General features: G+C 61.3%; 14 protein-coding genes and 3 rRNA genes. 12 read left to right on the top strand and 5 right to left on the bottom strand.

Annotation, left to right across the window (positions count from 1 at the left end):
* Positions 1-16: 16 nt before the first annotated feature.
* Positions 17-4,918 carry an immunoglobulin-like domain-containing protein gene (locus tag JV241A_RS27780; RefSeq protein WP_345789707.1) on the top strand — a complete coding sequence of 1,634 codons (4,902 nt, stop codon included), beginning with the start codon at positions 17-19 and terminating at the stop codon, positions 4,916-4,918.
* 159 nt (positions 4,919-5,077) lie between these two features.
* Positions 5,078-5,422 (top strand): tryptophan synthase subunit beta, encoded by a 345-nt coding sequence (locus tag JV241A_RS00080; protein WP_115089497.1) that lies wholly within the window; start codon positions 5,078-5,080, stop codon positions 5,420-5,422.
* Positions 5,423-5,459: 37 nt separating this feature from the next.
* Here the strand turns inward: JV241A_RS00080 and lapD are convergent, their stop codons facing one another.
* Both lapD and lapG read right to left on the bottom strand, forming a co-directional pair.
* A complete protein-coding gene (gene lapD / locus JV241A_RS00075; RefSeq protein ID WP_134061148.1) occupies positions 5,460-7,406 on the bottom strand; it encodes a cyclic di-GMP receptor LapD in 1,947 nt (648 codons plus the stop codon).
* A gap of 10 nt (positions 7,407-7,416) precedes the next feature.
* Complete coding sequence (lapG, locus tag JV241A_RS00070) at positions 7,417-8,109, bottom strand: cysteine protease LapG (RefSeq protein WP_115089526.1); 693 nt, start codon at positions 8,107-8,109, stop codon at positions 7,417-7,419.
* A 307-nt stretch (positions 8,110-8,416) separates the two neighbouring features.
* On the opposite strand from lapG, the gene JV241A_RS00065 reads away from it, so the two are divergent.
* The 10 genes from JV241A_RS00065 to JV241A_RS00020 all read left to right on the top strand — a co-directional run bounded on the left by JV241A_RS00065 (position 8,417) and on the right by JV241A_RS00020 (position 21,549).
* Positions 8,417-9,112, top strand: coding sequence for a GntR family transcriptional regulator (locus JV241A_RS00065; protein ID WP_115089499.1), 696 nt, complete (start codon positions 8,417-8,419; stop codon positions 9,110-9,112).
* A gap of 77 nt (positions 9,113-9,189) precedes the next feature.
* On the top strand, positions 9,190-9,777 hold the full coding sequence (locus JV241A_RS00060) for a thioesterase domain-containing protein (protein WP_134061147.1): 588 nt from the start codon (positions 9,190-9,192) through the stop codon (positions 9,775-9,777).
* A 626-nt stretch (positions 9,778-10,403) separates the two neighbouring features.
* Entirely contained in the window at positions 10,404-11,180 is a 777-nt protein-coding gene (locus JV241A_RS00055; RefSeq protein ID WP_134061146.1) for a DUF3050 domain-containing protein, read from the top strand.
* A complete protein-coding gene (locus JV241A_RS00050) occupies positions 11,177-12,118 on the top strand; it encodes a diiron oxygenase (protein WP_134061145.1) in 942 nt (313 codons plus the stop codon). The genes JV241A_RS00055 and JV241A_RS00050 overlap by 4 nt, the downstream gene beginning before the upstream one ends.
* A 2-nt stretch (positions 12,119-12,120) precedes the next feature.
* Positions 12,121-15,579: a non-ribosomal peptide synthetase gene (locus JV241A_RS00045; protein WP_134061144.1), complete on the top strand. Its 3,459-nt coding sequence runs from the start codon at positions 12,121-12,123 to the stop codon at positions 15,577-15,579.
* Positions 15,580-15,609: 30 nt separating this feature from the next.
* On the top strand, positions 15,610-16,077 hold the full coding sequence (locus JV241A_RS00040; protein WP_115089504.1) for an SRPBCC family protein: 468 nt from the start codon (positions 15,610-15,612) through the stop codon (positions 16,075-16,077).
* A 127-nt stretch (positions 16,078-16,204) separates the two neighbouring features.
* Positions 16,205-16,708: a sigma-70 family RNA polymerase sigma factor gene (locus JV241A_RS00035; protein WP_134061143.1), complete on the top strand. Its 504-nt coding sequence runs from the start codon at positions 16,205-16,207 to the stop codon at positions 16,706-16,708.
* Between the two features lie 6 nt (positions 16,709-16,714).
* On the top strand, positions 16,715-17,680 hold the full coding sequence (locus JV241A_RS00030) for a FecR family protein (RefSeq protein WP_115089506.1): 966 nt from the start codon (positions 16,715-16,717) through the stop codon (positions 17,678-17,680).
* A gap of 88 nt (positions 17,681-17,768) precedes the next feature.
* Positions 17,769-20,285, top strand: coding sequence for a TonB-dependent siderophore receptor (locus JV241A_RS00025; RefSeq protein ID WP_240047817.1), 2,517 nt, complete (start codon positions 17,769-17,771; stop codon positions 20,283-20,285).
* Between the two features lie 85 nt (positions 20,286-20,370).
* Entirely contained in the window at positions 20,371-21,549 is a 1,179-nt protein-coding gene (locus tag JV241A_RS00020) for a PepSY domain-containing protein (protein ID WP_134061142.1), read from the top strand.
* Between the two features lie 143 nt (positions 21,550-21,692).
* Here JV241A_RS00020 and rrf (JV241A_RS00015) read toward each other — a convergent pair.
* The 3 genes from rrf (JV241A_RS00015) to JV241A_RS00005 form a co-directional block, all read right to left on the bottom strand.
* Positions 21,693-21,808, bottom strand: a 5S ribosomal RNA gene (gene rrf, locus JV241A_RS00015).
* A 110-nt stretch (positions 21,809-21,918) separates the two neighbouring features.
* Positions 21,919-22,034, bottom strand: a 5S ribosomal RNA gene (gene rrf, locus JV241A_RS00010).
* A 137-nt stretch (positions 22,035-22,171) separates the two neighbouring features.
* Positions 22,172-23,516 (bottom strand): 23S ribosomal RNA (locus JV241A_RS00005); the annotation flags it as partial.

Genomic DNA, 23,516 nt, shown 5'->3' with positions numbered 1-23,516 from the left:
TGCAGGGGAAGTCAGCGTGACTGTCGCTGGTACCACCGGTGGCGATTTCGAGAAGGTCGAAGTCGACCCGGCTACTGCCGTGACTGAAGTGGCGGACACTATCAACACCTCGACCGGCACCCTGACTGCGACGCCAAGCGTCACCGAAGGCGGCGTGGTGACTTACACCGCTTCCGTCACCGCGCCGGTCACCGGTTCTAACATGGAGATCAACCTGGCTAATGGTCAGAAGATCACCATCCCGGTCGGTTCGAGCTCCGGCACCGTGGACTTCGTTGCACCGAACAACGTGCACACCACCAATCCGGACCTGACCAACAGCATCACCGGCACCACCGGCGGCAACTACGAGAAGCTGGACACTGCGGGCAACCCGGTGACCACCGTTACTGACGGTCCAGGTACTGACGACACCACCGGCCTCAAGCTGACCGCGACGCCAACAGTCAACGAAGGCGGCTCGATCACCTACACCGCGACGCTGACCAACCCGGCCGGCACCGAAATGAAGGTCACCCTGAGCAACGGTGAAGTCATCACCATCGCCAAGGGCCAGACCGAAGGCAAGATCACCATCGATGCACCAAGCGACGATGTATACATCGACGCTGACAAGCTGAGCGTGACTGTCACTGGCACCACCGGTGGCGACTTCGAGAAGCTGGCTGTGGATAACACCCCGGCTGTCACCGACGTCAAGGACACCATCGACACCAGCACCGTAACCCTGACCGCCAGCACCAACAGTGTTGTCGAAGGCGGCGTGGTCACCTACACCGCGAAAGTCAGCGCGCCGGTGACCGGTTCCGACCTGGTCATCAACCTGGCCAACGGTCAGCAGATCACCATTCCTGTAGGCCAGAGCACCGGCACTGTGGACTACGTTGCACCGAACAACGTGCACACCACCAATCCGACCCTGACCAACAGCATCACCGGCACCAGCGGCGGCAACTACGAAAAACTGGTCAGCACCGGCAACACCAGCACCACCGTCACTGACGGCCCGGGCACCAAGGACTCCACCAGCCTGACCCTGACGGCGACTCCGACCGTGGCCGAAGGCGGCTCGATCACTTACGTGGCCAAGCTGAGCAACCCTGCTGGCACCGAGATGAAGGTCACCCTGAGCAACGGTGAGACCATCACCATCGCCGCAGGCCAGACCGAAGGCAAGGTGACCATCGCCGCGCCTGGCGATGACGTGTACATCGATGCCGGTAACGTCAGTGCGAAAATCACCGGCAGCACCGGCGGTGACTTCGAAGAACTGAAGGTCGACGGTTCGTCCGCCGTAACCAGCGTTACCGATACCATCGACACCACCAACCTGACCCTGAGCGCCACGCCCTCGGTCGCCGAAGGTGGCAACATCACCTACACCGCGACCTTGAGCAACAAGGCGCAGACCACGGTCACCGTGACCCTGAGCAACGGTGCAACCATCACCATCGATGCCGGCAAGACCACGGGCACGGCCAGCGTGCCTGCGCCAGCGGATGACGTGTACATCGATGCGGGCAGCGTCAACGCCACCATCACTGGCGCCACCGGTGGCAACTTCGAAGACCTGGCGATCAGCAAGCAGCCAGCCGTCACCCAGGTGACCGACACCATCGACACCACCACCGTCAGCATCAGCGGCACCACCTCGGTGGTGGAAGGTGACTCGGCCAACTACACGCTGACCCTGACCAACAAGGCGCAAACCGATGTAGTCATCAAGCTGACCTACAGCGGCACCGCCACCAACGGTGCGGACTACACCGGCGTCGCCACCGTGGTGATCAAGGCGGGCAGCGATGTGGGCACCTTCAGCGTGCCGATCATCCGTGATGGCATTGCCGAGAGTGCCGAGAACTTCACCGTGAAGATCGACTCGGCCACCGGCGGCAACTTCGAGAACCTGGCAGTCAGCGGCAGCGCGGGCAGTGTCACCACCACCATCGTCAGCAACGAGGCACCTGTTGCCGCGGGCGGCGCCGTGACCGGTACCGAAGACACCGACCTGGTGCTGAGCTGGGCCAACTTCGGCATCACCGATGCCGATACCCCGGCGGCCAACCTGGGCCTGACCATCACCAAACTGCCCGCCGACGGCGTGCTGCAGTACAAGGATGGCAACGTCTGGAAAACCCTGACCGAAGCCGATGCTGGCAAGGTCTTCAGCAAGGCCGACATCGATGCCGGCAAGCTGAAGTTCGTGCCGGATCGCAACGAGTCGGGTATCAATGCCAACGGTGGCACCGGCGTCGGCAACAAAGAGGCCGACTACGCACACATCAAGTTCAAGCCAACCGATGGCCAGGGCCTGGGCAACGAAAGCACCGTCAAGGTCGACATCACTCCGGTGGCCGACAAACCTGACCTGAACATCGGCAGCAACAACGTCAACTCGATCGGCCTGGTCAAGGAAACCTGGAACAGCCTCAGCGGCCTGGGTACCAACGGCAACGGCATCACCGGCGATGCACTGAAGACCGTGTTCGACAACTCGGGCAAGGCCAACAGCAGCTCGCTGGTCACCAATGCCCAGTCCGACGCCAGCGTCGTCGGCGGTTCGGGCTCGAAGACTTCCGGCCTGATCTACCTCGAAGCGGGTAAGACCTACAGCTTCAGCGGTGTCGGCGATGACAGCCTGCTGATCACCATCGGCGGCAAGAACGTGGCCCAGGCCACCTGGGGCGCGGGCGGTGCGATCAGCGGTTCGTTCAAGCCGACCATCAGCGGCTACTACACCCTGGATATCTACCACGCCAACCAGAGCGGCCCGGGCAGCTACGACGTCAACCTGTCGGTCAATGGCAGCACCCCGGTCGACCTGAACAACGCCAACATCCCGATGTACCCGGGCGTGAACGAGCTGACCAATGCTGGCGTCACCGTCGGCGAGTTGCACGGTGCCAATGGCGAAGGCTACTACCAGGGCTACAAGCTCAATGAAGGCGCCGAGAACGGCACCGTCAAGCTGGTCGGTATCTCCACCAACCTCACCGACACCGATGGTTCGGAAACCCTCAGCGTCAAGCTGGGCGGCATTCCGGCAGGCTCGGTACTGAGCGATGGCGCCGGCCACACTGTCACCGTCGGCAGTAGCCAGGTCGACGTCACCGGCTGGAACCTCAACGGCCTGAGCATCAAGCCGCCAGCCTACTACCAGGGCCAGTTCGACGTGACCGTCACTTCGACGGCCACCGAGAAGGCCAACGGCAGCACCGACTTCACCCAGGGCACGATCAAGGTCACCGTTTACCCGGATACCTATGCCACCACCAACCTGACGTCCGATAACGACAGCCGCGACTTTGGCACCAACAACGACATCGTGGTCGCCGACGTCAATGGCTTGCATGTAACCCCAGGGCAGGATTACAACCTGGCGTTCATTGTCGATACTTCAGCCAGTATGGGTTACGCCGGTGTGGACGCGGCGAAGAAATCCCTGGAGTCGGTGTTCAACACCCTGGCTAACAGTGTCAAAGGTGCTCAGTCGGGTACGGTGAATATTCTGCTGGTGGACTTCTCCACCCAGGTCAACACCACCTTCTCGATCAACCTGGCCGACAATGGTGGACTGGCAGCGCTGCAAGCTGCACTGAAGAAGCTGACTCCCGGCGGCAATACCAACTACGAAGATGCGTTCAAAACCACCGCCAACTGGTTCCAGAACCTCAAGGACACCGGCAGTGACGGTAGCAACCAGACGTTCTTCATTACCGATGGCCAGCCAAACGTTTCTCAAGGCAACGAGCGAGGTAACCCGACGTTCAAAGACTCGGGCTACTCGATGGATAGCGTACTGGCCTCGCTGAACTACAAACTGGGCAATGTCATCAGCAATGAAATGGTCGGTGGCTACAACCGGATCAGTATCGACAAGCAGGGTAACCTCTCGTCTCAATACTGGGATGGCTACCGCTGGCGCGCCGACAGCAACGCTTCGGGCGAGTTGCACGCGCAAGGTGATGGCACCTATGAGTTGTCGAGCCAGAACTGGTATTACGTCGACGCCAACTCCAAAGAGTCTTTCCTGTTGCTGTCGAAGCATTCGAGCGTGGAAGCGATCGGCCTCAATGGCGGGGTCAACTCCAACGATCTGAAACCATACGACACCGATGGTAAACCGCAGGCCAACATCGACCCGAGCAAACTGGCCGAAGCGATTCTTGGCCATACCGAGGCCAGCCTGCCGGGCAACGATGCAGTCAGTGGCGGCGACGGCAATGACATCCTGTTCGGTGACCTGGTCAGTTTTGACGGCATCGCCGGCAACGGCGTCGAAGCCATGCAAGCCTATGTGGCCGGCAAGCTGGGCGTGGACCAGGGTGATGTCGACGGACGCGTGCTGCACCAGTACATCGCCGAGCACGTCAGCGAGTTTGATGTATCACGTACTGGCGATGGCAAGGACACGCTGCTCGGTGGCGACGGCAACGACATTCTCTTCGGCCAGGGTGGCAACGACTACCTCGATGGTGGCAAGGGCAATGACATCCTGCTCGGCGGTACCGGCAATGACACCCTGCTTGGCGGTGAAGGCAACGACATCCTCATCGGCGGCAAGGGCGACGACATCATGACCGGCGGCAGCGGTGCCGATACCTTCGTATGGAAGGCCGGCGACACCGGCAAGGACGTGATCAAGGACTTCAAGGCTGCCGAAGGTGACCGTCTGGACCTGAGCGACCTGCTCCAGGGCGAGAAGGCCAGCACCATCGACAACTACCTGAAGATCACCACGGTCAACGGCGAGTCGACCCTGCAGGTCAGCTCCGAAGGCAAGCTCAACGCTTCTGGCGGCCTGGCCAATGCCAATGTGACGATCAAGCTGGAAGGGGTCAACTGGGCCAATACCACGATCAACTCGCTGGTTACCGGTGCCGACCCAACCATCAAGATCGACCACTCCAACAGTTGATCCACAGCCTGCGCCAGCCCTCCCGGGGCTGGCGCGGCGCTTCGGACTTTGCCTGCACCGTATTCACAGCGCATACTCGCTCGCCGGGGCTACACGCCCGGCCAGCTTGGCCTATGCTGCTGACTGCGGATACGGACTGACATTCAGAGGGATACCCCCATGTTCTACGTGCAACGCGATGCACAGGGCCAACTGGTCCGGGTAGAGGCCGCACCCTACGCCGAATACACGGAGATGCTCCCGGCCGACCATGCCGAGGTCCAGGAGTGGTTCGCCGACGACGTAGTCGAGAACAGCCTCAAGCAGCTCAAACAGAGTGACCTGGACATGATCCGGGTGCTCGAGGACTTGATCGAGGTGCTGACCACCAAAGGCGTGATCAGCATCACCGACCTGCCGGCCGGCGCTCAGGCCAAACTGCTCAGCCGATCCAATGCCCGTCAGGTGCTGGGCGGCCTGACCAACCTGATCGATGACAGTGAAGAACACAGCGGCCTGATCTGACTGGCGCAGGCCCGTTGCGGGCCTGCAGCCGCTTGCCTCAACGCCAGGGTGCCGGCTCGCCGACCAGTCGTCCCTGAACCCCCTGAATACCCATCTCGCGCAATACCTTGAGCTCACCTTCGGTTTCGACCCGCTCGGCAATCAGCGGCAAGTCGATGCTGTGCGCTGCGCGCTGGATCGCTTCGATGAACAGGCGCTTGTGCCGTTCGTGGTCGATGGTGCGGATGTAGCTGCCGTCGATCTTCAGGTAGGCCAGACCCAGGTGTGCAAGGTTGCCGATCATGCTGAAACGTCCGCCGAAACGCTGCAGGCTGAGGCTGAAACCCAGTACCCGCAGGCGTCGGGTGAGCTGCTCAAGCACGGCTTGTTCAGGCAGTTGTTCTTCACCGATTTCCAGGGTCAGGCGCGGACCCAGCACGGCATTCTGGCCGAGCAGGTCATAGACCCGCTGCAACGCCTTCGGATCGGCCAGGGTCGCTGCCGACAGGTTAAGGGCCAGCGCTTCCTTGTGGGTGTGCATGTGCTTGAGCACTTGCTCGAGCATCAGCACATCGAGCCGCGCCGACCAGCCAAAACGCTCCAGCCAGGGCAGGAAGCGTCCAGCGGCGATGGCCTGGCCCTGGGCGTCGAGCACCCGCGAGATCACCTTGTAATGCAGCACCCGCTCCGGTGCATCACAGGCCACCACCGGCTGGAAGAACAGCTGGAAGCGCCCCTGCTGCAACGCTTCATCGAGCAGGGTATGCCAGGCATGGTGGGTATCGCCGGCTTGCGGCGCAGTACCCTGCTCCAGGCACACCCAGCCTGGCTCCAGCTGGCTTTCAGCGCGCGCCAGGGCTTCGTCAGCCAGCTTGAGCAAAGCCTGGGGCTCGTCACCCGGGCTGTAAGGGGCCATGCCGATGCAGGCGACCGGGGTTACATCACTGGCGCCGGTATCGGCCAGGCTCTGCAGGGTCACTTCCAGGGCCTGGGCCAGCTGGATCGCCTCTTCATGCACCAGCCCCGGCGCCAGCACGGCAAACTCGCCGCCGCGGCTGCGGGTAATCAGGTTGTTGGTTTCCGGGTAGTTGGCGCAGGTGCGTTGCAGTTGCTGGCCAACCGCCTGCAGCAACTGGTCGGTACGCTGACCGCCCAGGCGCTGGTTGAGCCCGGCCAGGTCCTTGACCCGCAGCAGCAACAGGTAACCCGGGCGCGCCTCTTCGAGGTTGCTGACCAGGGCGTTGAGCTGCATCTCAAAATAGCGGCGGTTGGCAAGCCCGGTGAGGCTGTCCTGGTACGACTCGACCCGCAGCTTTTCGCTACGCTCGGCCTGCTCCTTGAACAGCGCCTTGAGCTTTTCTACCATCTGGTTCATGGCCTGCACTACCCGGCGCAGTTCCGGGGTACGCGGCAAGTCCGGCAAGCTGAGGAACTCGCGCCGGGCGATGGCGTGGGACTGCGCCACCATGTAATCCAGCGGCTTGAGCTGGCGGCGCAGCAACAGCGCGCCGAGCACCGCACTCAAGGCGCCGCACAGCAGCAGCCAGCCGAGGCTGCCCAGGGCACTCTGCCAAAGCTTGGCCAAGGCGAACATCGGATGGCTGACCACCTCGACCCGTGCCGCCTGCTGCCAGCCGCGGCTGACGATGGCATCGCCACCGGCGGGCTCCAGGCCAATCAGGCGAATGAACCAGGCCGGCACACCGTTGGCATCTGGCTCGGCGTGGCGCTCGACCAGCAAGGCATTGGAGCCCGTGTCGATGACCTTGATGCTCGAATAATAACCACTGTCGAAGATCGAGCTGACCATCAGCTCGACCATCGCCGGGTCGTCGATATTCGGCGTCAGCGACAGCGCCAGGGCCGTGGCGGCGTCCTGGGCATGGGAGCGCAGCTGGTTGACGTACTGGCTGCGCGAACTCTCCAGGCTGACCATGAAGCTGCCGCTGAAGGCGACTACCAGGAACAGGCAGATGGCAAGCAGCAATTGTTTGAACAGTGACATCTGTGCTCCTTCAGTAAGCCGGCTCGGCGGGGAAGCCTTCGGCCTGCATCTTCTTCAATAGATCCTGCCAGCGCGACAAGCGCTTGGTGTCGCCCACCTTCTTGTTGCCACCCGCACCGGTCAGCCACAGGCCTTCACCGTTGAAGGAATACACCGGCAACAGGTCCGGCCGCTGGCTGGCGGGCTTGATCGCGTCGATCAGGCTGTCGAGCACCAGTGGCATGGCCTCCGGGCTTGAATAATAGGTCAGGACCATGTGCGCGCGATTCTGGCGCAAGGCCTTGACGTAGGTAATCCGCAGTTTTTCGGCAGGAACACCGAGCCGGCGCAGGCTGAAATACTTGGCGATAGCGTAGTCTTCACAGTCGCCGGCGCCCTTGATCAACGACTGCACCGGGGTTGCCCAGTAGTCCACCTCGCGCCACAGGTCGATATCCTCGACATAGCGAAGCTGCTGGTTGAAGAACTGGTTGACCACTTTCAGGCGTTCGGCCTCGCTGCCCTGCTTCTGGGTCGCCAACAGGTTCTGCCAGGCATCGACCCGGCCTTGACCAGGCCCCAAGGGCCCGTACAACGACTGGGCGCGGCGGCTGATCTGCGAGAAATCCCAATCGGCGTGCAGACCGCCCAGCAACAGGCAGCCGAGCACCACGGCAAGGCCAAGCCGACGCACAGTCAATTGAACAGCCAGAGGTATCGCCAATGCGAACAATCCGCGCAGACCTGTGGAAAACGCCGATGGTGCGGCCTCGACCCGGAAAAAACAATGGCACCTTACAATCATCGCGCCATCAAACTGTTGATCACGGGCAACCCCTTGTCAGGCGTGGGCTGCAACCCGGCTTCCCTTGAGCAAAAACTTCCTTCACGATAGCAAGCAAGCGGCCGTTGATTGCTGTTTCGTTAGTGAAATCAGGGCTCTCGTCGGCGCGGTTTGACAAGTAAATCTCCCCTAACTAGTGTTATTGGATCCTGGATCCAAAACCGTTTCGACTTCAGGCAGAGACAGCGTGGCCGAAAAAACCAAACTTCTGAGCGACATTCTGGGCGGTGGCGAGCAAGTTCCGCCCCACCTGGCGCGCAGTGTGATTGAAGAGCGGCTGCGCAGTGCCATCCTCGATGGTCGCCTGGCGCCGGGCATGGCCTTGCGTCAACAGGAACTGGCCACCTTGTTTGGCGTCAGCCGCATGCCGGTGCGCGAGGCCCTGCGCCAGCTCGAAGCGCAGTCGCTGCTGCAGGTAGTGGCGCACAAGGGCGCCGTGGTCGCGCCACTGATCGGCGAAGATGCCGTGGATACCTACGCCTTGCGGGTCCTCCTGGAGTCCGAGGCCCTGCGCCAGTCGATCCCCTTGCTCGACGCCGAGGATATTGCCATGGCTCGCGGCTATATCGCGGAGCTGGAAAACGAAACCCGGCATGCCGAAATCGGTCGCCTGAACCGCCTGTTTCACATGAGCCTGTACAGCAAGGCGCCCAACCAGAAGCTGCTGCGCCTGATTGAAAACGAGCTCAATGAAGAAGAACGCTTTCTGCGCTTCCACCTGTCGTCGATGGGCCTGGGCAAGCTGACCCAGGACGATCACATCGGGCTGGTGGACGCCGCTAACGACAAGTCGGTTGAAGATGCCATCAGGATCCTCGAACGCCACCTGAACAACGGGGCAAAAACGATCAAGGCCTACCTGAGCAGACAATCGGCAGAGTGAACCCACAGCCATGGCCGGCGACCCCGGCCACTGGCAGCAATCGCGCTCGGGGCACACCTTGAGCGGAAGGAAAGGCAGTGCACGCTCCCACTCTTCAGCGCAGAACCGTACCGGGCTCTGCCCAGCCGCCGCAGATCCGCCTGATCTGCCTCGCCTGCAGTCAGGACCATCTGAGCCAATACCGCGCCTGGTCCGTAGCGCTCAATGACCATATCGAACTGGTGACCGTCAACGTCCTGGCCTATGGCGACCTGACCCGTCCACTGCCCTTGCAAAACAATCCCACCCTGATCGCCGCCCTGGTCGAACGCTTGCAGGTCTACCTGCACAAACCCCATGCGCTGTTTGGTCAGGGCGTAGGGGCGCAGTTGGCTTTCGCCCTGGCCCGCAACACCGAGCAACTGCACCCGGGCCAGACCCGCCATCTGTTTGTCTCGACCAGCGACAGCCCTTCAGCTGATGCAGGCGAGGCCCCGGCCGGGCTCAAAGTGCCAGTCACTGCGCTGTATCCGTCAGGGTATCTGCCGCGCATGCTGGGTTGGCACGACTACAGCTGCCGGGAGATCGAGCTGATCGAACTGCCCGATGACCAAGGCGAAGCCCCCCGGTTCAACCAGCGCCTGATTCAAATCATCAATACGCACCTGGGCCTGCTTAGCCTCTGACCCCTCCAGACATACCCATCCCCTGCCCTCAAGGGGTGCTCTCGCGCCCCTGATTTGTCTCTTCCTGTTTCAGCCAGCCATGGCGGCCCCTGCATTTTCGGCACACTCTTACCCGCGCAGCGACCGCTGATTGCCCTCGGGCGGACCTGGTCGTCTGCTTTTTGCACACCTGCAGAAGGAGCCTAGCGCCGGGCAAGGACCGATATCGATCAGCTGCCCCTTAGAGTCAACCAGGTCCGACTTCCATTCTTCTGTGCTCCGAGTGAGGCATTCACTCACGCAGTTTTTATTCTGACACTTCGTTGCCGGAAGGAGCACTTACCTATCAATAAAACTTCAAACTAAAGTTTTAATTACTCACTTCGCACTCGAAAAAACCAACTAAAAATATAATTAACAAAGTTATTGCCGAACACTTAAAAGTTGTTCTAACTTTTTATAGGCACGGGCCAGCCTGACCACAAAGCCCCCGTCAACCTGAGAAAAGTGATGCTTATTGCATCGATACGCCTGTCATCACGCAGCTATCGAACTGTTCGGTCGAGGCCCCTGCTCGGCCATTGAAAACTTCGAAACTGTCGATGAAGGCCGATTGACCGGACATTAGCCACTGACAAGGAAACCCCATGAATACGTTGACTTCGCATCTTATCGCCCGCAAAGCCGAACTTGCCGCCCACCCGATCTTTGCCGAAATAGATTCTTTGCCGGTATTGCAGCGGTTCATGGAAACCCATGTATTTGCTGTCTGGGATTTCATGTCGCTGACCAAGCGCCTGCAGCAGGAGCTGACCTGTATCCAGCTGCCCTGGCTACCACCGCTTGACCCCAACGCCGCCCGCCTGATCAACGAGATCGTCCTCGGCGAAGAGTCCGACGATTGCCTGGGCCAGGGGCATTACAGCCATTTCGAGCTGTACCTGGACGCCATGCGCGAAGTTGGCGCCAGCACGGCGGCGATCGAGCGCTTCGTCAGCCTGCAGCGTGAAGGTGTTGGTTACGCCAGCGCCCTGCAGCGCGCTGGCGCCAGCGAGGCGGCCCGGCAGTTCGTCAGCCACACCCTGGAGACCGCCCTTGGCGCACCGGCCCATAGCGTCGCTGCGGCCTTCCTGCATGGGCGCGAAAGCGTCATTCCAAGCATGTTCCAGCGCATCCTCGATGACTGGGGCATCACCGGCGAACAGGCGCCGACCTTCCGTTACTACCTGCAACGGCATATCGAGGTCGACGCCGAAGACCACGGCCCAGCCGCCGAAGCCCTGCTGACAAGGCTGGTAAAAAGCGACCCGGTGCAGCAGCGCCAAGTGCTGGAAGCCGCCATCGCCGCCATCGACAGCCGCATCGCCCTGTGGGACCGCCTGCGCCTGTCGATGCGCGAAACCGTCGCGGAGGTCAGTGCATGAACGCCCTCGATTACCATTCCTTCGCTGAGGCCTGGGAGAGCCACGCAACCATCCGCACCCGGCCACGACGACTGGTCGAGGACGATCAGCGGCTGATCTACCCGCTCAGCCGCCAGCCGCTGGTGCTCAGTGAGACCTTTGTGCGCGAGTGCCCGCAGCAACGCGATTTCGCCCTGGCCCAGAGCTTGTACAAGTTCATCAACGACGTGGTGATTTTCGAGACCGAGATTGTCGACCGCACGGCGCGGCGGATCGCCAAGGACCGCTTCGCCATTCGCTTTCCGTTCGCCTGTCGCTACGACGCCATGACCGTGGTGGTAGATGAGGACTACCACGCCCTGGTAGCCATGGACTTCATGCAACAAACCATCGCCCTGACCGGGATCGAGCCGATTGCCCTACCCCGGGAGATTGAACTGAGCCGGGCGATACCTGCGGCCCTGGCGCTGGCGCCGGAGCACCTTCGCGACGCCCTTGAGCTGATTTGCGTAGGTATCGCCGAAAACACCCTGACCGACGATGTCGCCGCCTTCGCCCGGGATGACACGGTCAAGCCCTCGGTGAAGGGCCTGATGGCCGACCACCTGCTCGACGAAGGCCGCCATTCAAGTTTCTGGGCGCGGCTGGTGCACATCTACTGGCACAGCGCCCCCGAGGCGGACCGGCAATGCATCGCCGAAATCCTGCCGGTGTTTCTCGCCCAGTACCTGACCAACGACATCCAGAAAGGCTTCGACTTCGCCCTGACCGATCACCTGCCGATCAGCGAGGCCGCGCGACAAACGCTGCGCCAGGAAGTGACGGCGATGGCCTACCCGATCGACCACCGGCACCCGCTGCTGGGCAACATTCTGCGCCTGTTCCGCGCCAGTTCCATGCTCGACTCGCCCTGCGTGCAACAAGCCCTGGCGCACTACCTGCCCGAACCAAGGAGATAGCCATGAGACGCCTGGAAATCCTTCTGATCGGCACAAGCCCGGCACTGACCTTGCTGCACCAGGACCTGCTCGACCACGGTCACGCGCTGTACCTGGCCGACAGCGCCGCGGCCTTGCAACAACGCCCGTGGCGCCAGCCACGGTTGCTCATCGATGACGGCAGCCTGGCACTGTGTGCCAGCGATTGGCACGGCCTGGACGACTGCGCGCTGTTGAGCCTGCGCCTGGGCATTCACCTGCAAAGAGACCTGCAAAGCGCTGGCGAGCTGCCGACACTTGAGCTTTTGTGCTGGACCGGCAGCGCCACCGCACAGCGCCTGATCGAGCGCCAGCGCTTGGGCCCGGAGACGTCCGGCAATGGTCAACAGTTGCGCCTGAATGCCATCGCCAGCCTGCAAGAGATGCTCGCGCTGCACGTCAGCCGCTTCTCGCGAAACCCCGACTACCTGCAGCAAGCAGCCGCCATCAACCCCGGGCAGGAGGATCTGCAACAAGGTCTCGACTGGCTGGAGCAGTTGGCCTGGTTCCATCGTTTCAACCAGAGCGAAAATCAGCCAATGCTCGCAGCTGCCGAGGTGCCGCTGATCGAGCGCCTGGAACAGAGCCTGCGGGTTCATGCCGACAGCCCAGCGCTGAACCTGAACGGCCAGCGCATCAGCTATGCACAGTTGCACGCCTTGGCGGCAGCGATCCTGCAACGGTTGCCTGTTTTACCGACCGCAACTGAACCGCCAGTGATCGGCGTTTGCCTGGGCAAATCCGCTGCGCTCTACGCCAGTGTGCTCGCCGTATTCGGCTATGGGGCAGTGTATTTGCCGCTGGACCCGGCGCACCCCGCCGAGCGCCTGCGCTATATCCTCAAGAATGCCGGCGCCAGCCTGCTGCTGCATGACGGGCAGGTGCCGCTGGATGAGCTGAAAGTACCGAGCCTGGACCTGCGCCAGCTGCCCACGCCGCTGACGCAGCCACTGCCGTCATTGCTGCGCCAGCGACCGGCGCCAGACGCCCCCTGCGTGGCGATCTACACCTCGGGCACCACCGGCCAGCCCAAGGGCGTGCTGCTCAGCCAGCGCAACCTCAGCCACTTCCAGACCTGGTACAGCGCCCATGTGCAGCTGGATCAGCAAAGCCGGGCGCTGCAGTTTTCGACCATCGGTTTCGATGCCTCGTTGCTGGATATCCTGCCGACCTGGGTGTGCGGCGGCGAGCTGGTGGTACCCACTGAAGACCAGCGCCGCGACCCGGCGCAGTTGCTGACGCTGATGCGCGAACAGCAAGTGACCCATGCCTTTCTGCCGCCGGCGCTGCTGAGCATCCTGCCGCGCGATCAGAACCTGCGCTTGAGCCACCTGATCACCGGTGGCGATGTCTGTGAGCCCGAGGTGATTGCCCGCCTGGCCGGGCAGTGCCAGCTACACAACATCTACGGCCCGACCGAAACCACGGTGCTGGCCACGACCCGGGTGTTCCAGGCTGACGACAACAACCGCAACCTGGGCTGGCCGATCGCCAACACGCGGGTTTTGATTCTCGACCAAGGCCTGCAACCTGTAGCCGAAAACACCCCCGGTGAGCTGTACATCGCAGGGCCGGGCGTTGGCCTGGGCTACCTGAACAATCCAGCCCTGAGCAATGAGCGCTTTATCACCTTGACGCTTGCCGGCGGCAGCCCGCTGCACCTGTACCGCACTGGCGATATTGGTAAATGGACAGCCGACGGTATCGAGCTCTGTGGTCGGCGCGACAGCCAGGTGAAGATTCGCGGCTTTCGGGTCGAACCGGAAGAGATCGAGCATTGCCTGCGCAGCAGCGGCCTGTTCCATCAGGTGGCCGTGGTCATCGATGCTCAGCGGCGGATCCTGGCGTTCTGCGCGCAAGCTACGGCTGACGATGGCGAAGCCGCCCTGCGCCTGCATGCCGAGCAACAGCTGCCCGACTACATGCGTCCGGCCTTTTATCAGCAACTGGCGCAGATGCCCTACACCGCCAACGGCAAGATTGATCGCCAGGCGTTGCTGGCGATACCGCCGGGGCTGACGCAGAGCAATCATCACTTCGGCCCGGTAACCTCTGTCGAAGCGCAGCTGGTTGGCGTGTGGAGCGAACTGCTCGAACTACCCGAGCAGGACATATCCACTGACGCCAGCTTCTTCAGCCTCGGCGGCCATTCGATCCTGCTGTCACGCCTCTTGCTGGCTGTTCGCGAACAGTTCGACCGCGGCATTGCGATCAACCGGTTTATCGAGATGCCTACGGTGCAACGCCTGGCCACGCTGGTCAGCGGTGAGCAAGCACAGCTGCTCGGCCTCGATCCGCAGGCCGAACGCGATGCCTGCCGCGAACTGGGTTTGCAGATTCTGCCGATGGCGCAGCTGGGCGACGTGCACAAGGTGATCGTCACCGGGGCCAACAGTTTTCTCGGCGTGCACCTGGTTGAAGCGCTGCTTGAATGGGGCGCCAGCGAAGTCGCTTGCCTGGTGCGCTGCAGTGCCAGTCAGTCAGCGCAGCAACGGTTCACCGCAGCGCTGATGGAGAACGGTTTACACCGGCTCGACATGAGCCGGGTGAAAGTTTTCGCGGCCGACCTGCGCCAGCCTCGCCTGGGCCTGGCCGAGGCCGAGTATGCCTATCTGGACAGCGAGTACGGCGCACTGATGCACAACGCCGCGCAGGTCAACCATGTGCTGGATTACCGCAGCCTGGCCGCCGACAACGTCGAGCCACTGTTCGAGTGCCTGCGCCTGTGCGAAGGCCGACGCAAAAAGGTCTTCAATTTCGTTTCGACCCTGTCGGCGTGCAGCGCCATCGACGCCGACGGCCAGGTGCTGGAGCAGGATCCGGCCGCAACACCGCCAATCTACATACGCAACGGTTACAACCTGAGCAAATGGGTGGGCGAGCGCATCCTCCAGCGCGCCCGCGACCAGGGTGTATGGGTCAACCTGTACCGCCCCGGCAATATCACCTTCGACAGCCGCAATGGCATCTGTCAGCCCCAGCGCAACCGCCTGATGCTGATGCTCAAGGGCTCGCTGCAGCTCGGCCAGGTGCCTGCGCTGGAGCTCAACTTCGACCTGATGCCGGTGGATTTTCTCGCCCGCTTCATCGCCTTCCACAGCAGCCGCTACCAGCCCGAACAGGCGGTGTTCAACCTGCACAACCCGGAGCCTTTGAGCTGGAGCGACTACGTCTCGGTGTTCCGCGACAGTGGCAGGCCGTTCGAGCTGGTCAGCGTCGAGCAGTGGCAACGGCAGTTGCGCCGGGTCGACCGCGACAACGCCCTGTTCGATGTCCTGGGCTTCTACCTGGACGGCTTCGAGGAAGACATCGGCGACATCTCGTTGATCCGGCACGGCAATGCCCGCGCCGGGGTCGAGCGCATGGGCGCCCGCTACCCGCAGAAAACCCCGCAGTTGCTGCAACGCGGCTGCCAGTACCTGCACGACATCGCCTTCATCTGAGCACCTTCAACCCACGCAGGAGACTTAACCATGCAAGCACTTCAACCCGACACCCTGATCCGCAACCCTGCCGGCTGCCGTGTGGTGGCCAGTGTCGACATCGCCAGCGATGCCGCCAGCATCTGGAATATCGTCGGCAATTTCGCCGGCTTTCCGGTGTTCATCCCGGCCTTGGCGCACATCGAGATGACCGGCAGCGGCGTGCGTTCAGTGCGCAAGAAGCTGTTCAAGGACGGCAACGTGGTCATCGAGCAGCTCAATAGCCGCGACGACCAGGCCATGTGCATGACCTGGAGCCTGATCTACACCAGCCTGAACATCGGCAACCTGTGGGCGGCGATGCAGGTCGAGGCGCTGGGCGAGCGCCAGGCGCGGGCAACCTGGACCATCCAGGCCGAGCCGTGGGAAGGCGGCAGCGAGGCGCTGCCGGGCTTTCAGGCGTTTTTGCAGGGGTTTGCCGATGAGGCGATGAACAACGTGAGGAATTTGTTGAGCTAACCCCGGTCGGCGGGGCAAGCCCGTTCCTACAAGAGCGAGCTTGCCCTGATCAACAGTTGCAAAATATTCCAAGGATGCCAACAATGAGACTAATTATCATTTATGACCCCTTCAGCAGCGCACCTTCATGCCCTCTCGAGAGTCCGTGTACACGCTTTACAGCCATCACCACGGCTGGCTGAACACCTGGCTGCGCAGCAAGCTGGGCAATGCCGCCGATGCCGCGGATCTGGCCCAGGACACCTTCGTGCGCCTGTTGCAGCGGCGCGAACTGCTGGAGCTGAATGCACCCCGGGCGTTCCTGCGCACCATCGCCCTGGGCCTGGTGATCGACCACTGGCGCCGTGAAGAGCTGCACCGCGCCTACCTTGAAGCCCTGGCGCATCTGCCAGAAGCCGAAGTGCCCTCGGTTGAAACTCGCGAACTGTTGCTGGAACTGCTCGAGCGCATCGCGCAGATGCTCGACGGCCTTAAACCGAAAGTGCGCCGCGCTTTTCTCCTGGCGCAGTGCGAAGGCCTGAGCCACAAGGAAATTGCCGAACAGATGGGCGTGTCCCTGCGCTCGGTCGAGCGCTATGTGGCCGATGCGCTTTATCACTGTTACCTGCTGCGCTACGAGTCAGAGGCGTAAGCCGGCATGACAACCCTCAATCCTGGCCCGCGAGTGGTCAAGCAGGCCATCCACTGGATGCTCAAGCTGCGCGAAAGCGGCCACAACGCGCGGCTGCAGCAGCAATGCGAACAGTGGCGTGCAACCCATCAGGAACACGAGCTGGCCTGGCAACGGGTGCAGTCCCTGCATCAGGAGCTCAACCTGCGCGCCGTGCCGGGTGCCAGTGTAGCTTTGCAGACCTTGGAGAACAGCAGCCAGCGCCTGCAACGGCGCCAGGCCCTGAAGCTGCTCAGCGGCGTGCTGGTGTTCGGCTCGGCGGCCTGGCTGGGCAAGGATCTGCAGGTTATCAGCCCGTTGACCGCGGATTTTGCCAGTGGCACCGGCCAGCGGCGCAGCGTGCGCCTGCCGGATGGCTCGTTGCTGCAGCTGAACACCAACAGCGCCGTCGACCTGGCCTTCGAGGCCGATCAGCGCCTGATTCGCCTCAAGCACGGTGAGTTGCTGCTGACCTGCGCCAAGGATACGAGCGCTCCTGGCCGCCCCTTGCTGGTAAGCACCCGCGATGCCTTGCTTCAAGGCTTCAACGGCCACTTCGTGGTGCGCCAGGACGACAACTGCACCCGCGTCAGCGTCAGTCAGGGTACCGTCGTCATCCACTCGCCAGGCCCTACGCAATGGATTCACGCCGGCCAGAGCTATCGCCTGGATACCCGGGGCGCAACCCTCCTACAGAATCAGGACATGGATGCCGGCGCCTGGGCCGAAGGGCTGATCGTCACCCGCGACATGCGCCTGGGCGATTTCCTCGCCGAAGTCGGGCGCTATCGCCACGGTTATGTGAGCTGCGCCGATGACATTGCCGACTTGCGCCTGTCCGGTGTGTTCCGCCTTGAGGACACCGACAAACTGCTGCAACTGCTGCCGCAGACGCTGCCGGTGACGGTCAGCTATCGCACTCGCTGGTGGGTGCGCCTCGAGCGACTGGCCTGAACAATTTTTTTTGGCGGGTTTTACCAACGAGTCCGGCTAGGACAGTAAGCGACTCCTTCTGCCCTTACCGACTCTACGGATGCTCTCCATGCGTAATGCTTCGCCCCTGTTGCGGCTCAACAAGAAGAATGATTTTCAACCTGTCTTAGATTCTGCCACGAGCAGCATCCTCGGTAAGGCCATCCGCGCCGCGCTGCTCGGCACCGCCCTGGGCATTGCTGCTGTACCGGCCGGGACGCTTGCCGCGCAAGCGGGCAGTGTCAGCCAGCAGTACAACATCCCCGCCGGCTCCCTGGATGATGTGCTCAACCAGTTCGCCCGCAAGGCCCAGATCACCTTGTCGAGCACCCCGCAAATGACCCAGGGCCTGCAGTCGCCAGGCCTGCAAGGCAGTTACGCCACCGACCAGGCGCTGCGCCAATTGCTCAACGGCTCGGGCCTGGAGGCCGTCAGCCAGGATGGCGGCAGCTTTGTGCTGCGGGCTCAGCCACAGGACGCAGCGCTGTCGTTGCCAAGCACAGAAGTGCGCGAGTTCGCCCTGGGTAACGCGCTGGGCAGCATGGAAGGCTACAACGCCACCCACAGCCAGGTCGCGACCAAGACCAGTGCGCCGATTCTGGAAACCTCGCAGTCGGTGTCGGTGGTTACCCGTCAGCAAATGGACGACCAGGGCTCGCAGACCGTGGCCCAGACCATGCGCTACACCCCTGGCGTGCTGACCAACCCCTATGGTGCGACTCACCGCTACGACTACGTGGCCATGCGCGGCTTCAACGACGGCTCTGTGGATAACATCTACCTGGACGGTCTGAAGTCCATGGGTGACAGCGGCACCTACAGCACCATGCAGGTCGATCCGTACTTCCTTGAGCGGGTGGATATCCTCAAGGGGCCGTCTTCGGTGCTCTATGGCCGCAGCTCGCCCGGCGGCCTGGTCGCGCTGACCAGCAAGAAGCCGCTGTACGAGACCTATCACCAAGTGCAGGCCACTGTCGGCACCCAGGGCCAGCGTGGCGTTGGTTTCGACTTCAGCGGCCCGCTGGATGACGACAAGCGCATCGCCTACCGTCTGGTGGGCGTCGCCGATCAGTCCGACACCCAGTTCGACCACAACGAAGAAAAACGCTTCGCCCTGGCGCCGACCGCCAGCATCAACTTCAGCGAAGATACGTCGCTGACCCTGCAGGCCTACCTGCAGCATGACCCCGACGGCGGTTATCACGGCGGCGTTCCGGCCGATGGTGCGCTGCACCAGCGCAATGGCCGGCGCATCTCCGATCACTTCTTCGAAGGCGAGCCGGGCGTCGACCGTTACGAGCGTGACCAGCAGTCGTTCGGCTACCAGTTCGAGCACCGCTTCAACGACGTATTCACCGCACGGCAGAACTTCCGCTACCTGGATTCGACGGTGAAGATGGATCAGGTGTATGCCTGGGGCTGGACCACGCCAACCAGCAACGAGCTGAACCGCTACTACACCGGCGGCGAGGAAAAGCTGCACTCGTACATCATCGACAACATGCTCCAGGCCGAATACTTCACCGGCAGCGCCAAGCACACCACGCTGCTGGGCCTGGACTATCAACGGCGCAAGACTGTGGTCGACTGGCGCAGTGGCGCCCTGGCCCCGATCAATGCCTTCGATCCGCAGTACGGCAACTCGGAAATCACCTACTTCGACCCCACCAGCTACCTGCGTCGCCTGCAACAGACCGGCGTATACCTGCAGGACCTGATCGAGCTCGACCAGTGGCGTTTCTCCCTCGGCCTGCGTCAGGACTGGGTGAAGACGTCGGATGAGAACCGCATCGCCGAAGCCAGCCGTCCGCTGGGGACCAAGATCAGTGACGAGCGTACCAAGCTGACTGGTCGCGCCGGCGTGCTGTACCTGTTCGAGAACGGCATTGCGCCGTACATCAGCTACTCCGAGTCGTTCAACCCCAACTCCTACGCCGACCAGTCGGGCAACCCGCTGGCGCCGACCGAGGGTACCCAGTGGGAGGCTGGTATCAAGTACCAGCCGCCGGGCACCGACAACCTGTTCACCGCCTCGGTGTTCCGCATCGAGCAGGAGAACCTTGCCTCCAAGCTGCCGCAGGAAGAGTTCTACCGTCCTGTCGGCCAGGTCCGCTCCCAGGGCCTGGAACTGGAAGCGCACATGCAGGTCACCGACAACCTGAAAGTCCTCGGCAGCTACACCTTCACCGATATCGAGTACTCCAAGTCGATGCCGAGCACGTTGTTTGGCAGCGACCTCGACAACAAGGGCAACTCGCCGACCCAGGCACCGCGGCACATGGCCTCGCTGTGGGCTGACTACAACTTCCGCCAGGGCGCCCTCGACGGCCTGCGCCTGGGCGGTGGTGTGCGCTATGTCGGCTACAGCTGGGTGGATGCCGAGAACACCATGAAGGTGCCCTCCTACACCCTGTTCGATGCTTCGGTTGGCTATGACCTGGGCAAGGTCGGGCTCAAGGGCGTGGATGTGCGGCTCAATGCCAACAACCTCACCAATGAAAGCTACATCGCCTCCTGTGCCAGCCTGAGTTATTGCTACATGGGCGAAGAGCGCAATGTCAGCGCCACGGTCAGCTACCAGTTCTGATCCCACCTGTATGAACGACAAAGCCAGCGCCTGATTCCGGGCGCTGGCTTTGTTGCATCTGGCGACTTACTCCGGACCTTTACTCATGCGTCAGCTTTACGTACTGCTCCACCGCTACCTCGGCCTGATCACCGCGCTGTTTCTGGCCCTGGCCGGCCTTACCGGCAGCGTCCTGGCCTTTCATCACGAACTGGACGAGTGGCTCAACCCGTCCTTCTACGAAGCCCCCGCCGTGGGTGAACGACAGCAGCCGGGGGTGCTTGTGGATAAGTTGCAGGCCGAGCACCCGCGGCTGCAGGTCTGGTACATGGAGTACCCGAACGAGCCAGGGCATGCGGCGCTGCTGGCAATGGTGCCGCGCAACGATCCTGCGAGCGGTGAGCCCTATGCAGAGAAGAACACCGTGTTCTATCTCGATCCGGTCAGCGGCCTGACCCTGGGCCAGCGCTACTGGGGTGAGTGCTGCTTTTCCCGCGAGAACTTCATGCCGTTCATGCTTGAGTTGCACTACAGCCTGACCCTGCCCGGCAACTGGGGGATCCTGCTGATGGGCGTGGTGGCGATCATGTGGGTGATCGACTGCTTTATCGCCGTGCTGCTGACCTTGCCACGTGGGCGGCCGTTCTGGGGCAAGTGGGCAAAAGCCTGGAAGATCAAGGGCGGCCATGCCTATCGGCTGAACATGGATATCCACAGGGCGGGCGGTTTGTGGTTGTGGCTACTGCTGCTGCCGATTGCGATCAGCAGCGTGGCGATGAACCTGCCTGCCCAGGTGTTCAAACCGGCGGTGTCGCTGTTTTCACCGGTCGAGCCAAGCGTCTATGAAGCCCGTGGCACCCTGCCCAAGGAGCTACTGGGGGTTACCCAGCTGAGCTATCAACAGGCCTATCAGCTGGCACAGCAGGAGGGTCAGCGGCTGGGGCTGACAGCGCCGATCGGCGAGCTGTACTACAGCTTCGAGTACAACTTCTATGGCGCGGGCTTTGGCCAACACGATACCGATGCCCAGGGTAAGTCCTGGTTGTTCTTTCACGGGACTGACGGGCATTTGCTGGGCAAGGAGATAGCCGGGCAAGGCACCCTGGGGGAACGCTTTTACCGCTTGCAGTTACCCATACATGGCGGACGCATCATCGGTATGACGGGCCAGGTGTTGATTGCAGTGCTGGGGGTGATGATTGCGGTGCTGTCGTTGACCGGGGTGTATATCTGGTGGCGCAAGTTGCAGGCACGGCGTAGTGGGAAGGTGCGAAGGGCTGGGTAAGTAAGCGGCTGTTCTGGGGCTGCTATGCAGCCCATCGCTGGCAAGACCAGCTCCCACAAGAGTCGAGTAGGCTTGAGGAGCTTTAGCAGTTACCAGAAAGACAAAACCCCTGTCTGCAGGGCAGACAGGGGTTTCGGAATGAATCTTGACGATGACCTACTCTCACATGGGGAAACCCCACACTACCATCGGCGATGCATCGTTTCACTGCTGAGTTCGGGATGGGATCAGGTGGTTCCAATGCTCTATGGTCGTCAAGAAATTCTGTGTGCCGGTCCGTCTGTTGCGACGTGCCAGCGAATTCTTGATGCTTCTACCTTAAAGACAAAACCCCTACCTGCATACGCAGATAGGGGTTTCGGAATTTAATCTTGACGATGACCTACTCTCACATGGGGAAACCCCACACTACCATCGGCGATGCATCGTTTCACTGCTGAGTTCGGGATGGGATCAGGTGGTTCCAATGCTCTATGGTCGTCAAGAAATTCTGTTGCCAGAAGGTCTTGTTAGACACTCCAGCGAATCGGGTATGTGATGTTTTGTGAGTTACAAATTCTCGGCTTTGCAGTCTTCACAACACCGCAATCTGGCCATTCGACGCAAATTGCTTGGGTGTTATATGGTCAAGCCTCACGGGCAATTAGTATTGGTTAGCTCAACGCCTCACAGCGCTTACACACCCAACCTATCAACGTCGTAGTCTTCGACGGCCCTTCAGGGAGCTCAAGGCTCCAGTGAGATCTCATCTTGAGGCAAGTTTCCCGCTTAGATGCTTTCAGCGGTTATCTCTTCCGAACATAGCTACCCGGCAATGCCACTGGCGTGACAACCGGAACACCAGAGGTTCGTCCACTCCGGTCCTCTCGTACTAGGAGCAGCCCCTCTCAAATCTCAAACGTCCACGGCAGATAGGGACCGAACTGTCTCACGACGTTCTAAACCCAGCTCGCGTACCACTTTAAATGGCGAACAGCCATACCCTTGGGACCGGCTTCAGCCCCAGGATGTGATGAGCCGACATCGAGGTGCCAAACACCGCCGTCGATATGAACTCTTGGGCGGTATCAGCCTGTTATCCCCGGAGTACCTTTTATCCGTTGAGCGATGGCCCTTCCATACAGAACCACCGGATCACTAAGACCTACTTTCGTACCTGCTCGACGTGTCTGTCTCGCAGTCAAGCGCGCTTTTGCCTTTATACTCTACGACCGATTTCCGACCGGTCTGAGCGCACCTTCGTACTCCTCCGTTACTCTTTAGGAGGAGACCGCCCCAGTCAAACTACCCACCATACACTGTCCTCGATCCGGATAACGGACCTGAGTTAGAACCTCAAAGTTGCCAGGGTGGTATTTCAAGGATGGCTCCACGCGAACTGGCGTCCACGCTTCAAAGCCTCCCACCTATCCTACACAAGCAAATTCAAAGTCCAGTGCAAAGCTATAGTAAAGGTTCACGGGGTCTTTCCGTCTAGCCGCGGATACACTGCATCTTCACAGCGATTTCAATTTCACTGAGTCTCGGGTGGAGACAGCGCCGCCATCGTTACGCCATTCGTGCAGGTCGGAACTTACCCGACAAGGAATTTCGCTACCTTAGGACCGTTATAGTTACGGCCGCCGTTTACCGGGGCTTCGATCAAGAGCTTCGCGTTAGCTAACCCCATCAATTAACCTTCCGGCACCGGGCAGGCGTCACACCCTATACGTCCACTTTCGTGTTTGCAGAGTGCTGTGTTTTTAATAAACAGTCGCAGCGGCCTGGTATCTTCGACCGGCATGGGCTTACGGAGCAAGTCCTTCACCCTCACCGGCGCACCTTCTCCCGAAGTTACGGTGCCATTTTGCCTAGTTCCTTCACCCGAGTTCTCTCAAGCGCCTTGGTATTCTCTACCCAACCACCTGTGTCGGTTTGGGGTACGGTTCCTAGTTATCTGAAGCTTAGAAGCTTTTCTTGGAAGCATG

Origin of the sequence: Pseudomonas sp. JV241A (assembly GCF_900275665.1) — a bacterium.
Taxonomy (GTDB): domain Bacteria; phylum Pseudomonadota; class Gammaproteobacteria; order Pseudomonadales; family Pseudomonadaceae; genus Aquipseudomonas; species Aquipseudomonas wadenswilerensis.
The sequence above is the reverse complement of the archived record's forward strand: the minus strand, read 5'-3'. Positions and strand labels throughout refer to the sequence as shown.

What these genes read in the sequence shown, in the direction of transcription:
- JV241A_RS00050 (WP_134061145.1), top strand. Translation starts at nt 11,177, where the DNA reads ATGAACGCCCTCGATTACCATTCCTTCGCTGAGGCCTGGGAGAGCCAC.
- JV241A_RS00030 (WP_115089506.1), top strand. Translation starts at nt 16,715, where the DNA reads ATGACAACCCTCAATCCTGGCCCGCGAGTGGTCAAGCAGGCCATCCAC.
- JV241A_RS00055 (WP_134061146.1), top strand. Translation starts at nt 10,404, where the DNA reads ATGAATACGTTGACTTCGCATCTTATCGCCCGCAAAGCCGAACTTGCC.
- JV241A_RS00040 (WP_115089504.1), top strand. Translation starts at nt 15,610, where the DNA reads ATGCAAGCACTTCAACCCGACACCCTGATCCGCAACCCTGCCGGCTGC.
- JV241A_RS00020 (WP_134061142.1), top strand. Translation starts at nt 20,371, where the DNA reads ATGCGTCAGCTTTACGTACTGCTCCACCGCTACCTCGGCCTGATCACC.
- JV241A_RS00045 (WP_134061144.1), top strand. Translation starts at nt 12,121, where the DNA reads ATGAGACGCCTGGAAATCCTTCTGATCGGCACAAGCCCGGCACTGACC.
- lapD (WP_134061148.1), bottom strand. Translation starts at nt 7,406, where the DNA reads ATGTCACTGTTCAAACAATTGCTGCTTGCCATCTGCCTGTTCCTGGTA.
- JV241A_RS00025 (WP_240047817.1), top strand. Translation starts at nt 17,769, where the DNA reads ATGCGTAATGCTTCGCCCCTGTTGCGGCTCAACAAGAAGAATGATTTT.
- JV241A_RS00035 (WP_134061143.1), top strand. Translation starts at nt 16,205, where the DNA reads ATGCCCTCTCGAGAGTCCGTGTACACGCTTTACAGCCATCACCACGGC.
- JV241A_RS00080 (WP_115089497.1), top strand. Translation starts at nt 5,078, where the DNA reads ATGTTCTACGTGCAACGCGATGCACAGGGCCAACTGGTCCGGGTAGAG.